The sequence below is a fragment of the Candidatus Accumulibacter similis genome, from assembly GCA_013347225.1.
Classification (GTDB): domain Bacteria; phylum Pseudomonadota; class Gammaproteobacteria; order Burkholderiales; family Rhodocyclaceae; genus Accumulibacter; species Accumulibacter similis.
This window is the reverse complement of record CP054595.1, coordinates 3,048,318-3,060,167: the sequence shown is the minus strand read 5'-3', so window position 1 is coordinate 3,060,167 and position 11,850 is coordinate 3,048,318. Positions and strand designations below refer to the sequence as shown.

General features: G+C 65.2%; 11 protein-coding genes and 3 tRNA genes. 1 reads left to right on the top strand and 13 read right to left on the bottom strand.

Going from position 1 to position 11,850, the window contains the following annotated elements; genetic code table 11:
* Positions 1-3: 3 nt before the first annotated feature.
* From HT579_13495 to HT579_13480, 4 genes are all read right to left on the bottom strand, one after another.
* Positions 4-2,940: a DEAD/DEAH box helicase gene (locus HT579_13495; GenBank protein ID QKS31645.1), complete on the bottom strand. Its 2,937-nt coding sequence runs from the start codon at positions 2,938-2,940 to the stop codon at positions 4-6.
* 430 nt (positions 2,941-3,370) lie between these two features.
* Positions 3,371-3,446, bottom strand: a tRNA-His gene (locus tag HT579_13490).
* A gap of 8 nt (positions 3,447-3,454) precedes the next feature.
* Positions 3,455-3,531, bottom strand: a tRNA-Arg gene (locus HT579_13485).
* Positions 3,532-3,612: 81 nt separating this feature from the next.
* Positions 3,613-3,689: transfer RNA gene (locus HT579_13480), tRNA-Pro, on the bottom strand.
* Positions 3,690-3,958: 269 nt separating this feature from the next.
* On the opposite strand from HT579_13480, the gene HT579_13475 reads away from it, so the two are divergent.
* Positions 3,959-5,065 carry a hypothetical protein gene (locus HT579_13475; protein QKS29831.1) on the top strand — a complete coding sequence of 369 codons (1,107 nt, stop codon included), beginning with the start codon at positions 3,959-3,961 and terminating at the stop codon, positions 5,063-5,065.
* Between the two features lie 59 nt (positions 5,066-5,124).
* Here the strand turns inward: HT579_13475 and HT579_13470 are convergent, their stop codons facing one another.
* The 9 genes from HT579_13470 to HT579_13430 form a co-directional block, all read right to left on the bottom strand.
* A complete protein-coding gene (locus tag HT579_13470; protein QKS29830.1) occupies positions 5,125-5,514 on the bottom strand; it encodes a DUF2237 domain-containing protein in 390 nt (129 codons plus the stop codon).
* Positions 5,511-5,705, bottom strand: coding sequence for a Fe-S cluster assembly protein IscX (gene iscX / locus HT579_13465; protein ID QKS29829.1), 195 nt, complete (start codon positions 5,703-5,705; stop codon positions 5,511-5,513). Before iscX ends, HT579_13470 begins: the two co-directional genes overlap by 4 nt.
* Positions 5,702-6,043: an ISC system 2Fe-2S type ferredoxin gene (gene fdx, locus HT579_13460; GenBank protein ID QKS29828.1), complete on the bottom strand. Its 342-nt coding sequence runs from the start codon at positions 6,041-6,043 to the stop codon at positions 5,702-5,704. Before fdx ends, iscX begins: the two co-directional genes overlap by 4 nt.
* A complete protein-coding gene (hscA, locus tag HT579_13455; protein ID QKS29827.1) occupies positions 6,040-7,938 on the bottom strand; it encodes a Fe-S protein assembly chaperone HscA in 1,899 nt (632 codons plus the stop codon). Before hscA ends, fdx begins: the two co-directional genes overlap by 4 nt.
* 58 nt (positions 7,939-7,996) lie before the next feature.
* On the bottom strand, positions 7,997-8,524 hold the full coding sequence (hscB, locus tag HT579_13450) for a Fe-S protein assembly co-chaperone HscB (protein ID QKS29826.1): 528 nt from the start codon (positions 8,522-8,524) through the stop codon (positions 7,997-7,999).
* A 95-nt stretch (positions 8,525-8,619) separates the two neighbouring features.
* Positions 8,620-8,943, bottom strand: coding sequence for an iron-sulfur cluster assembly protein IscA (gene iscA / locus HT579_13445; GenBank protein QKS29825.1), 324 nt, complete (start codon positions 8,941-8,943; stop codon positions 8,620-8,622).
* Between the two features lie 35 nt (positions 8,944-8,978).
* On the bottom strand, positions 8,979-9,368 hold the full coding sequence (gene iscU / locus HT579_13440) for a Fe-S cluster assembly scaffold IscU (GenBank protein ID QKS29824.1): 390 nt from the start codon (positions 9,366-9,368) through the stop codon (positions 8,979-8,981).
* A gap of 23 nt (positions 9,369-9,391) precedes the next feature.
* Positions 9,392-10,603, bottom strand: a complete 1,212-nt coding sequence (locus HT579_13435) for an IscS subfamily cysteine desulfurase (GenBank protein QKS29823.1) — start codon at positions 10,601-10,603, stop codon at positions 9,392-9,394.
* A gap of 88 nt (positions 10,604-10,691) precedes the next feature.
* A complete protein-coding gene (locus HT579_13430; GenBank protein ID QKS29822.1) occupies positions 10,692-11,849 on the bottom strand; it encodes a cysteine desulfurase in 1,158 nt (385 codons plus the stop codon).
* Between the last annotated feature and the right edge of the window lies 1 nt (position 11,850).

Below are 11,850 nucleotides of genomic sequence, written 5' to 3'. Positions count from 1 at the left end.
CCTTCATTGCACGGCGGCCGCCAGCACCTGGATGAAGGGCTGTGGCTCGGTGGTCATGCTGTCCTGCACCCACTGCCGGTATTCATCGAAGACCTTGCGGATGTGCTGCGTGCGCTGCTCGCGTCGGGTCTTCTTGAACTGCTCGGCCTGCTGGTTGGCGGCCAGGCGCAATTCAAGCTGCTCGATCTGCCTGGCTTGCAGTCGTTGCAGATCGGCCAGTGTTCCCGACAGGCGGGCGGTCATGTCCGCAGCAAAGCGGCGCTGCAGGGCGACCATGTGATGCCTCATCGCGGCGACCGCACCCGGCAGGTTGGCCTGCAGCGCGCCGGTGTCAAGCCCCCGGTTGCGGTTGGCCAGGGTACCGGCCTTGAGCCGTGTGCGGGCGACGAAATCGGGGAAGGCCTGCAATGTCCAGGCGCCAGCGTTGCATACCGCGACCTGCCACTCGATCAGCAAGGGCTGGCCCTTGCGGTTGGGGATCAGGCCCATGAGCACGAAGGCCTGTTCGCCTTCGATCATTTGCGGACACTGGATGACCGGGGCGCGATGTCGGCCGAAGGCGGTGAGCACCCGGTCCGACAGCCAGTCCATGATCGGATGCTGTTGCCAGAGGTAGTGCAGCGCTGGCCAGCTCTCCTCATCCGCCCTGGCCTGACGGGCCTGCTCGATGGCCTGGGCCATGCGTGTCTTGTGGGCGCACAGGGCATAGCGATGGTGCTCGTCGCGGACTTCCAGCGGCAGGGTGACGCGCAGGCGTTCCTGCAGGTCACGCGGCGCATTCAGCGTGATCGTCTGGCTGGCGTCGTCGTGGCTGAAGGAGGCAATCGGTGTCGGAATGCAGAGTTGCTCCAGCGCCGTCCTGGCAAAGGCGTAGTCGCTGCTGAGTTCGCCATCGCCGAACAGGGAAATGCCCTCACGGATGAAATCGGTGCTGGGCCTGGGCGTGGCCGCCGCCTCGCCTGTTGGTTCGGCCTGGGCGAACAGCTTGAGCAGCCAGTCGCCATTGGCGTCGGCATCATCATCCGCGGCGGCCCGTCCGGTTGACGCCTGCGCCGCATCGATCGCTGCTTCAAATTGCTGCGGACTGGTGCCCGCGGCCATGATCTCTGCGACCTTGGCGGCTTCCCTTTCGGGATCGAACACATGCAGGAACGACGCCGGGTCGCCGAGGTTCCGGTTGGCCTGCTCATCCTTGGTTTGCAGGATTTCGAGAATGCGCAGGTCGCCCTTGATGCGGTCGACGCCGGTTTCCGTGAACAGGTAGACGATGCGCGGTTGCCTCGCCTGGCCGTAACGATCGACCCGGCCATTGCGCTGCTGGAATACCATCAGCGACCACGGCAGATCGAAATGCACCAGTCGATGGCAGAAGTAATGCAGGTTGAGACCTTCCGAGGCGACATCGGAGCACAGCAGGACCCGCACGGAGTCGTCCCGGCGACCGAAGCGATCGACCAGTTCCTGCTGTTCGGTGTCGGTCATGCCGCCGTGCAGGATTTCGAAGTGGGCAGGCTTCAGGCCAGCCACCCCGGTCAGGTTCTCCCGCAACCAGTGCAGCGTTTCGATCCGCTCCGAGAAAATGACCAGACGGTCTGACGGGTCGGCCGCTTGCCAGGTGAACGAGGGGTCCTGGAGACGCTGTACCAGGCGCTGAAACTTGCTGAAACTCGCGGCATCGATCTGGCGCAGGGCGGCGGCAAACTCCTCCAGAGCGGCGACCTCGGCTCGTTCATCGTCGCTGATGGCTGGCTTGTCCCGCAGCAGAGCGATTCGCCGCCCGGTGGAATCGAGCGCGGCGAATGGGCTGGAGAACATGGCTTTCTGCATGCCGACCCGTTGCAACTCCTGCTGCTTTCCGGCATGGTGCTCGCCCTTCTGGGTAAACGGGATCGCCAGCAGAGCTCGGTAGGCCGCTTCTTCCTGCGGGCTGGCAGGCTGTTTCAACTGCTCGGTGATACGTTCCTGGAAATCGGCGCTGACTTGATCGCGAATGTCTTTCTTGAAGCGGCGGACGACCAGCCCCTTGCTGCGAAAATCCTCCGGCGTGTAGTCATCCGGGTCGCTGATGGCTGTGGGGTCGAGCAGGCTCATCAGCGAAGCGAAGCTGCGCGCCGATCCATCGTGTGGGGTGGCCGACAGCAGCATCATGGTATCCGAACGACCGGCGAGCAGGCGGGCCAGCCGGGCACGCCGCGATAGCCCATCCTCGTTGCCGCGCGCCGCGACGTTGTGGCACTCGTCGATGATGATGATGTCCCACCAGGCGTTTTCCAGGAAATTGCGGTACTCGAGATTGTTCTTGAGCGTATCGATCGAGATGATCGTGCGGTCGTAGTAGTTGAACGGGTTGTGATTGCTGGGAATGTTGTTGCGCACCCGCTGCAATCCAACCGAATCCAGGCGCACCAGAGGAATCGAGAAGCGGCTCCAGAACTCCTTCTGGAACTGGGTCAGCATGCTCTTCAGCGTGATGACGAGGATACGCTGCCCGCGCCCGCGCTGGATCAACTCGGATGTGAGAATGCCCGCCTCGAGCGTTTTCCCCAGGCCGACGGCATCGGCAATCAGGATCCGCTGACGCGGCTGTCTGAGGGCCTGCAGCGCGGGATCGAGCTGATAGGGCACGAGATTCATGACCGCGCGATGACCCAGATGGATCTGCTGATCGTTGGGCGTGCTGCGGCGTAGCTGCGCTTCGAGATACAGGAAGGTGCTGTCGAAATGGGAACTCGTATCCGCCACGAGCTCGGTGCGGGCCGGGTCCAGAACCAGGATTTCATCCTCCAGTTGCGTCAGAAACTGGGCAGAACGGCCGCGCACCAGTTCGGATACGCCATCGCAACTGAGCAGGTGTCCGCCATCGCTCGATGGATCGACGCGGCGAACCAGCCACTCTTCATCGCGAACGACGACGCGCGCGCCAGGAGCGTAAGGAAGCATTGATGTCTTTCTCTTGTTGTTCGGGCGCTCCCGGATGAAGCAGACAGCTCCCACTTGCCTGAATCTCCTCAGCCTTGCCAAATCGGGGCTACATGGCATGTGCGCCCTTCCCGCGGGATGGCCACTGCGCCGAAGGTGCTGCAGCAATGCCGTCGAATGGTAACGCAGACGACCGAGGGATTGGCGAGGAATCACCACCCTGCGAATCGAATGCTGCGTTACGCTGGCCCAGCCGACTGCAGCGACGGCGCGATGGACGGAGAGCGGGCCTCGGAATTTCGGACAGCCGGAGAAGTGGTCGCCTTGCCGCATCGAACGGCTGCGGAGGCCGCCCCAACAGGGGCGGAAGCGTGATGAGAAGGGCGAGGCAGAAACACAGGCCGGCATCCAGGAAGCATGACCGGACGCCAATTCCAAACACGTGATTTGATGGGGCGATGTACGGGATTCGAACCCGTGACCACTGGAATCACAATCCAGTGCTCTACCAACTGAGCTAACACCGCCGTCATTCTGGCGCGCCCGGCGAGACTCGAACTCACGACCCCCGGCTTAGAAGGCCGGTGCTCTATCCGGTTGAGCTACGGGCGCGAGAGTGCGAGACCTGCTTGTTGCCTGCATTTTCGCCGGGTACCGCATCCTGCTGCTACTGGCAATTGCTGCCTGTCCAACTGGTCGGGGCGGTGGGATTCGAACTCACGACCCTCTGCTCCCAAAGCAGATGCGCTACCAGGCTGCGCTACGCCCCGAGAAAGGCGGCATTCTACAAGCTGGCCCGAGCACGGTCAATGCGCAGCGGGAGCTTTTCCCCGGTGGGTCCTGGCGCATGCCGCTGTCCGCCTCCTTGCTGCCGCCGGACTGGCATGCCCGGTCGAGGATACGGTCGAGGATACGGGTTGACCGCGGGCGCGGCAGGCGGCATGCTGGCAGTCGACTCGGGAGTCGAGCCCAGCGCCCGGCTGCTGCCGGCGGCAGCCGCGGTCCCGTGATCATCACTTGCGCTGCAGAGGAGAATCAGATGGCGGAAGATCCCCGAAATGAAGAAGTGGCTGTCGCTGGTGACGGCGCAGCCGGTCTGCGTTATTGCTGCCAGCCGATCGTCGAGCCGCGCCAGTTCGATCCGGCGGTGGCGCCGGAGCGGGTGCGGGCGATCGTCGCCGGCGGCAAGAAGTGGGTCAACGGCACGCAGCTGAGCTATCACTGCTTTCAGGCTGGCGACGATGTGGTCGATGGCTGGAAGGGCACGGCCAGTGACATCGAAGCCGTCCGCCAGGCCTTTGCCAACTGGTTCGGGTTGGGGATCGGCATCAGCTTCCGCGAGGTCGCGCAGCTGGCCGACGCCAGCCTGCGGATCGGCTTCGATCAGGCTGGCGGATCGTGGTCCTACGTCGGCCGTGACAATCTGACGATTCGCGATCCGCGGCAGCGGACGATGAACTTCGGCTGGCCGCTCGATACGCCCTACGGCCGCGACACGGCAATGCACGAGATTGGCCATGCGCTCGGCCTCGAGCATGAGCACCAGAACCCGTTTGCCGGCATCACCTGGGATATCGATGCGGTGCGGCGCTACTTCCGGGGTCCGCCAAACAGGTGGGACGACAAGTACATCGACTTCAACATCCTGCGCAAGATCAGCCCGGCGGAGGTCAAGGGAAGCACCTGGGATCCCGATTCGGTGATGGAGTATGCCTTCGGCGCCGGCCTGATCATCGAGCCGGCCGCCTATCGCGCCGGACTGCAGCCGAAGGGAGGGCTGTCTGCGGCCGACCGGGACTGGATCCGGCAGACCTATCCCGGCTCGGCTGCGCAGCCGGCGGCGCCGGCCCTGACGGTCGGGGTGGCGCAGAACCTGGCGCTGGGAAGTGGCGAAACACGCGTCTTCGAGTTCCGGCCGCCGGTGACGCGCAGTTACCGCTTGCAGACCAGCGGCAGCTCGGACACGGTCATGGTGCTGTTCGAGGTGATCGCAGCCGGCAACGTGCAGATCGCCGCCGACGACGACAGCGGTACCGACGTCAACGCGCGCATCGACCGGGTGTTGCAGACCGGGCGCCTCTACCGGGTCGGCGTTCGCCTCTATTACGCCGCTGCCAGCGCGCAGACGTCGCTGATGATCATCTGAGCCGTCGCGGCCGGTCCGGGTTGCCGGCAACTCCTGCCGGCGGGGGCCGAGGTGAAGGCTCAGTTGAGGTCGATCGCGTGCCGCTTGAGGTCGTCGAGGCCGACGATCAGCAGGCAGGCCTCGTTGGTCGCGTTGAGGACGACGCGCGGTGCCTTGCCAGCCTGCAGCGCTTCACGCCAGCGGGCGGCACAGAGGCACCAGCGGTCACCGGCCTTGAGGCCGGGGAAGGCGAACTCGGGCCTTGGTGTCGACAGATCGTTGCCGCGCCGTTTCGAGAACTCGAGGAAGTCGGCGGTCAGCACGACGCAGACGGTGTGGCTGCCGAGGTCCTCGTCACTGGTATTGCAGCAGCCGTCGCGGAAGAAACCCGTCAGCGGCTCTTCGCTGCATGAGCCCAGCGGACCGCCGAGGACGTTGCGCTGGCTGCCGCCGAAGTCGTCCGGTTTCATGCCAGCTCGTCGATCCAGGCCTGCTGGATCGCCTCGAGGATCTTCTCGCCACAGTGGCGCGAGTCGTCCTCGAAGCCGGGCAGGGCGAGCACCCAGTTCATCAGGTCGACGAAGTTGATCCGCAGCGGGTCGACTCCGGGATGTGCTTCGGCCAGTTCGACGGCCACTTCATTGATGTCGGTCCATTTCATCGCTTGCCCTCCTTGACCATGTTGATCGAGTAACGCGGGATCTCGATGACCAGCGGCGTCCGACCGACGATCGCCTGGCACGAGAGGCGCGAGTTGGGTTCGAGTCCCCAGGCCTTGTCGAGGAGGTCGTCCTCCACCTCGTCGGAGGGTTCGAGCGACGCGAAACCTTCGCGAACGATGACGTGGCAGGTCGTGCAGGCGCACGACATCTCGCAGGCGTGCTCGATGGCGATGCCGTTCTCGAGCAGATTCTGGCAGATCGACTCGCCGGCCCGGGCATCGAAAAGCGCCCCGTCGGGACAGAGTTCGACATGCGGCAGGACGATGATCTGGGTCATTGCATGTCCCCACTGTGCGCCGGCAAGGCGGCCTCGATGTCACTGATGTTGCGCCCGGCAAAGGCCTGCCGGATCGACTTGTCCATGCGCCGCGCGGCGAACTCCTTGGTGTCGGCCTCGAGGTCGTCCATCGCCAGCATGATCTGCCGCCGGTTGTCGCCGCCGGCGGCATCCTCGAGCCGAAGAATGTCCGCCTCGACGCGCGCGCGCTCGCCTTCGGACAGCAGTTCGCCGTCGCTCGCCAGCGCCGTTCGCACGGCTTCGAGCAGGCGCTGCGCATCGACCTGCGATTCCTTCAGCGCCCGCACGGCAGCATCTTCGCGCACATGCAGCAGCGAGTCCTTGAGCATCAGGGCGATCTCGTCGTCGGACAGGCCGTACGAGGGCTTGACGACGATGCTCGCTTCAGCGCCCGCGGTCTGCTCGCGCGCGCTGACCGCCAGCAGCCCGTCGGCGTCGACCTGGAAGCTGACGCGAATGCGCGCTGCGCCGGCAACCAGCGGCGGAATTCCATGCAGCTCGAAGCGCGCCAGCGAACGGCAGTCGCTGACCAGTTCGCGCTCGCCCTGGACGACGTGCACGGCGAGTGCGGTCTGGCCGTCGCGAAAGGTCGTGAACTCCTGTGCCCGGGCCGTCGGGATCGTCGAGTTGCGGGGAATGATCTTCTCGACCAGCCCGCCCATCGTCTCGATCCCGAGCGACAGCGGAATCACGTCGAGCAGCAGCCAGTCGTCGCCGGCGCGGCCGTTGCCGGCCAGCAGGTTGGCCTGCATGGCTGCACCGATCGCCACCACCTTGTCCGGGTCGAGGTTGTTCAGCGGCTCCTGACGGAAGAAGTCGCCGACCGCCCGTTGCACCTGCGGCATGCGTGTCGCGCCGCCGACCATCACGACCCCCTTGACATCGCTGATCGACAGGCCGGCGTCGCGCAGCGCCTTCTTGACCGGCTGCATCGTCTTGGCGAGCAGCGTGCGCGTGATCTCGGCAAAGGTTTCGGTGCTGAGCGTCAGATCGACCACCTCGCCGCTGTTCAGGCGGGCGCTGATCGGCGCCATGCCATGGAAGCTCAGATACTCCTTGGCTTCGCGCGCCCGCGTCAGCAGCATGCGCGCATCCTCGACCGAAAGCGGCCGCAGTCCGGCGGTTTCGAGAATCCAGCAGAAGATGCGGTGGTCGAAGTCATCGCCGCCCAGCGCCGAGTCGCCGCCGGTGGCGAGAACCTCGAAGACGCCGCGCGTCAGCCTGAGGATGGAGATGTCGAAGGTGCCGCCGCCCAGGTCATAGACCGCGTAGATGCCTTCGGCGGCGTTGTCGAGTCCGTAGGCGATCGCCGCTGCGGTCGGCTCGTTGAGCAGCCGGATCAGTGGCAGCCCGGCCAGCCGGGCCGCGTCCTTCGTTGCCTGCCGCTGTGCATCGTCGAAGTAGGCAGGCACCGTGATCACCGCAGCGACCAGCGGTCCGGCGAGCGATGTCTCGGCACGTTGCCGCAGGACGCGCAGGATGTCGGCAGAGACCTCGACCGGGCTCTTGCTTCCGGCCACCGTGTGCACACGGAGCATGCCGGGGCGGTCGTCGAAGACGTAGGGCAGGACTTCATGATTGGCGATGTCGCGCAGCCCGCGGCCCATGAAACGCTTGACCGAGACGATCGTGTTGCGCGGATCATCGGCCTGTCTCGCCTGCGCCTCGTAGCCGACCTCGGCGCGTCCGTCGGCCAGGTAGCGGACGACCGAGGGCAGCAGTGGTCGACCCAGTTCATCGCTGAGGACGACCGCCAGGCCGCTGCGGACGGTCGCGACCAGTGAGTTGGTGGTGCCGAGGTCGATGCCGACGGCTAGCCGGTGCTGGTGCGGCAGAGTCGACTCGCCGGGTTCCGCTATCTGTAGCAGTGCCATGAAGAGGGAAGGTCCTGAGGCTGGTTGCGGTTGCCGGCGGCTGCCGACGCGGCTGCGGTCATTCTTCGCCGGCGGCGATCGCGTCGTCGATCTCCGACAGCAGTTTTTCCTGGAACATCAGGCGCCGTACGCGATCCGCCGCCTGTTCGAGGTCGTGCTGGTCGTCGAGCAGCGCGGCGATCTCCTCCTGGCGTGCTGCCAGTTCGCGCTGCAGGCGATGATGCAGATGTTCGAGCTCGTGGTGGTTGCCGGCAGCCCGTGCTTCGGCAACGGCTTCGCGCCATTCCATCTGATCGACGAGAAAATCGGCCGGCATCGCGGTATTGTTCTCGCTGCCGATGTCGTGCTGCGCGAGGTGGAGCAGGTACCTGGCTCGCGGCAGTGGCCTGCGTAGTGTCTGGTAGGCCTCATTGACCCTTGTCGCCCATTGCTGCGACAGACGTCGCGCTGCCTCGCCGGCAGTGGCAAAGCGATCGGGATGAACCTGCGACAGCAACTCGAGATAGCGCCGGTCGAGCAGCGCCGAATCGATCCGGAAGGCAGCCGGCAGGTCGAAGAGCGAAAAATGATCGCCGGCGAAGTCCATCCGTCTGCTCGTCAGGCGTGCCGGAGATCAGCCCTGGCAGCGCCCGCCGGGTATCTCCCGGACGAGCGTGCCGCGGCGGCGCCAGACAACCGGCGTCATACGTTGAAGCTCTCGCCGCAGCCGCAGGCATCCTTGACGTTCGGGTTGTTGAAACGGAATCCTTCGTTGAGCCCCTCACGCGCATAGTCGAGTTCGGTGCCGTCGAGGTAGGGCAGGCTCTTCGGGTCGATCAGGACCTTCACGCCGTGCGATTCGAACTCGATGTCGTCGGGCCGGGCGACATCGGCGAACTCGAGTTTGTAGGCCATCCCCGAGCAACCACTGGTGCGTACGCCGAGGCGCAGCCCGATTCCCTTGCCGCGCTTCACCATGTAGCTCGCGACGTGCGTCGCCGCCCGCTCAGAAAGCGTCACTGCCATGAAAGCCATCTCCTTTCGTAGCTGTCCCAGAACTGTCAGGCCTGCTCGCCGTGCTTCTTCCGGTAATCGGCCACCGCCGCCTTGATCGCATCCTCGGCAAGGATCGAGCAATGAATCTTCACTGGCGGCAGCGCCAGTTCTTCGGCGATCTGTGTATTGCGGATGTCCATCGCCTGGTCGATCGTCCTGCCCTTGACCCATTCGGTGACCAGCGACGACGATGCGATCGCCGAGCCACAGCCATAGGTCTTGAACTTCGCGTCCTCGATGATGCCGCCCTTGCCGACCTTGATCTGCAGCTTCATCACGTCGCCACAGGCGGGAGCTCCGACCATTCCCGTTGCCACGCCTTCCTCGTCCTTGGCGAAGGACCCGACGTTGCGCGGATTCTCGTAGTGATCCAGAACCTTGACACTGTATGCCATCGCGTTGCTCCTTCAGTATTCAATCAATGAGCGGCCCACTGGACCGTACTCAGGTCAACCCCTTCCTGAACCATCTCCCAGAGCGGTGAGAGTTCGCGCAGGCGGCTGATCTTGTCGTGCAGCAGGCGGATTGCGTAGTCCACCTCCTCTTCGGTCGTGAAGCGGCCGAGGGTGAAGCGGATCGAGCTGTGCGCCAGTTCATCGTTGCGACCAAGCGCACGCAGAACATACGAGGGCTCGAGCGAGGCCGAGGTGCAGGCCGATCCCGACGACACCGCCAGTTCCTTGATCGCCATCAGCAGCGACTCGCCTTCGACATAGGCGAAGCTGAGGTTGAGGTTGTGCGGCACGCGGTGATCCATGTCGCCGTTGACGTAGACTTCCTCGATGTCTTCAAGGCCTCGCAGCAGGCGATCGCGCAGCATGCGGATGCGTTCCTTCTCGGCGCCCATTTCCAGCCGCGCGAGGCGAAACGCCTCGCCCATGCCGACGATCTGATGCGTCGGCAGCGTACCGGAGCGAAAACCACGCTCATGCCCGCCGCCATGCATCTGCGCGTTCAGGCGGACGCGCGGCTTGCGCCGCACGTAGAGGGCGCCGACGCCCTTCGGACCATAGGTCTTGTGGGCGGAAAAGCTCATCAGGTCGACTTTCAGCGTCTCCAGATCGATGGCCACCTTGCCGGTGGCCTGCGCCGCGTCGACGTGCAGCAGGATGCCGCGGCTGCGGCAGATCTCGCCAATTTCGGCGATCGGCTGGATGACGCCGATCTCGTTGTTGACGAACATCACCGAGGCGAGGATCGTGTCGGGGCGCAAGGCCGCGGTGAAGGCTTCGAGGTCCAGCAGGCCGTTCTCCTGCACATCGAGGTAGGTGACGGCGAAACCCTGTCGCTCGAGTTCGCGACAGGTGTCGAGGATCGCCTTGTGCTCGGTCTTGACGGTGACCAGGTGCCTGCCCTTGCCGGAGTAGAACTGCGCCGCGCCTTTCAGCGCCAGGTTGTTCGACTCGGTGGCGCCGGAGGTCCAGACGATCTCCTTCGGGTCGGCATGGACCAGTTTCGCCACTTCCTCGCGCGCCTCCTCGACCGCCGCCTCGGCCTCCCAGCCGAATGAATGCGAGCGCGAGGCCGGGTTGCCGAACTTCTCGACCAGATAGGGAATCATCTTTTCCGCCACTCGCGGATCCACCGGTGTGGTGGCCGAGTAGTCGAGGTAGATGGGCAGCTTCAACATTGCTCTTGCTCCGGGTTGTGGAAATCAGCTTGGGGCTTGCAGCCGCTGCAGTCGTCGCTCGGCAGGCTGCGGCAGCCTCACTCGCCGCTCAGACAGCCATCGCCGTCAATCGTTGCAGCCGGTCGACGGTCATTTTCAGGGCGGCGAGAAAGCCTGCGACCTGTTCTTCGGTGTTTCCGCGGCCAAGGCTGACGCGTACCGCGCCGCGCGCCAGTTCGTCGTCAACGCCCATCGCCCGCAGCACATGTGACGGTTCCGGACTGGCGCTCGAGCAGGCGGCGCCGCTTGCCACAGCGTAGCCGGCGCGGTCGAGGTGGCCGACGAGTGTTTCGCCGTCGACGCCGGCGAAGGCGAAGTAAACCGTGTTCGGCAACCGTTCCACCTGCTTCCCGAACAGCGTCGCGCCGAGCGCGAGCAATCCCTGTTCGAGCTGCGTCCGCAGCCGGGTGAGCAGCGCTGCAAGCGCCGCGCGTCGCTCGACCGCCAACTGGCAGGCGACACCGAAGCCGACGATGGCCGCGACGTTCTCGGTTCCCGAGCGCAGGCCGCGCTCGTGGCCGCCACCGGCGATCAGCGGCTCGAGTTCGAGCCGCTTGTCGACGACCAGCGCCGCGGCTCCCTTGGGCCCGCCCATCTTGTGCGCCGACAGCGTCAGCGCGTGCACGCCGGCGCCGTTGAGTCGCCGAAAGTCGACCGGCAGCTTGCCGAAAGCCTGTACCGCATCACTGTGAAACCAGGCACCGGCAGCCCGCGCGCGCTCGGCCAGGGGCTCGATGTCCTCGATGACGCCGGTCTCGTTGTTGGCGAGCAGCAGCGAAACGATCTTTGGCTTGCGCGCCATCACGGCTTCGTACCGCTCGCGAACGATCCGTCCGTCGCCGTCCATCGGCAGTTTCTCGAGTGTCCAGCCGCGCCGCGCAAGCTGTTCGGCCGGTTTGAGGACGCACGGGTGCTCGGCTGCACCGATCGCCAGCAGGCCCGGCCTGAGGCAGGCAGCGCCGCCCTTGAGCAGCAGGTTGTTGGCTTCCGATCCACCGCTGGTGAACACCACTTCCGTGGCATGCGCGCCGACCGCCGCCGCCACTTGGGCGCGCGCATCATCGATTGCCCGTCGCGCCGCACGCCCGTACTCGTGACGGCTCGAGGCATTGCCGAACTGTGTCGAGAAGTAGGGCAGCATCGCCTCGAGCACCGCCGGGTCTGCCGGAGTCGTGGCGTTGTGGTCGAGATAGACGGGCGCGAACATG

What these genes read in the sequence shown, in the direction of transcription:
- HT579_13495 (QKS31645.1), bottom strand. Translation starts at nt 2,940, where the DNA reads ATGCTTCCTTACGCTCCTGGCGCGCGCGTCGTCGTTCGCGATGAAGAG.
- HT579_13475 (QKS29831.1), top strand. Translation starts at nt 3,959, where the DNA reads ATGGCGGAAGATCCCCGAAATGAAGAAGTGGCTGTCGCTGGTGACGGC.
- HT579_13470 (QKS29830.1), bottom strand. Translation starts at nt 5,514, where the DNA reads ATGAAACCGGACGACTTCGGCGGCAGCCAGCGCAACGTCCTCGGCGGT.
- iscX (QKS29829.1), bottom strand. Translation starts at nt 5,705, where the DNA reads ATGAAATGGACCGACATCAATGAAGTGGCCGTCGAACTGGCCGAAGCA.
- fdx (QKS29828.1), bottom strand. Translation starts at nt 6,043, where the DNA reads ATGACCCAGATCATCGTCCTGCCGCATGTCGAACTCTGTCCCGACGGG.
- hscA (QKS29827.1), bottom strand. Translation starts at nt 7,938, where the DNA reads ATGGCACTGCTACAGATAGCGGAACCCGGCGAGTCGACTCTGCCGCAC.
- hscB (QKS29826.1), bottom strand. Translation starts at nt 8,524, where the DNA reads ATGGACTTCGCCGGCGATCATTTTTCGCTCTTCGACCTGCCGGCTGCC.
- iscA (QKS29825.1), bottom strand. Translation starts at nt 8,943, where the DNA reads ATGGCAGTGACGCTTTCTGAGCGGGCGGCGACGCACGTCGCGAGCTAC.
- iscU (QKS29824.1), bottom strand. Translation starts at nt 9,368, where the DNA reads ATGGCATACAGTGTCAAGGTTCTGGATCACTACGAGAATCCGCGCAAC.
- HT579_13435 (QKS29823.1), bottom strand. Translation starts at nt 10,603, where the DNA reads ATGTTGAAGCTGCCCATCTACCTCGACTACTCGGCCACCACACCGGTG.
- HT579_13430 (QKS29822.1), bottom strand. Translation starts at nt 11,849, where the DNA reads ATGTTCGCGCCCGTCTATCTCGACCACAACGCCACGACTCCGGCAGAC.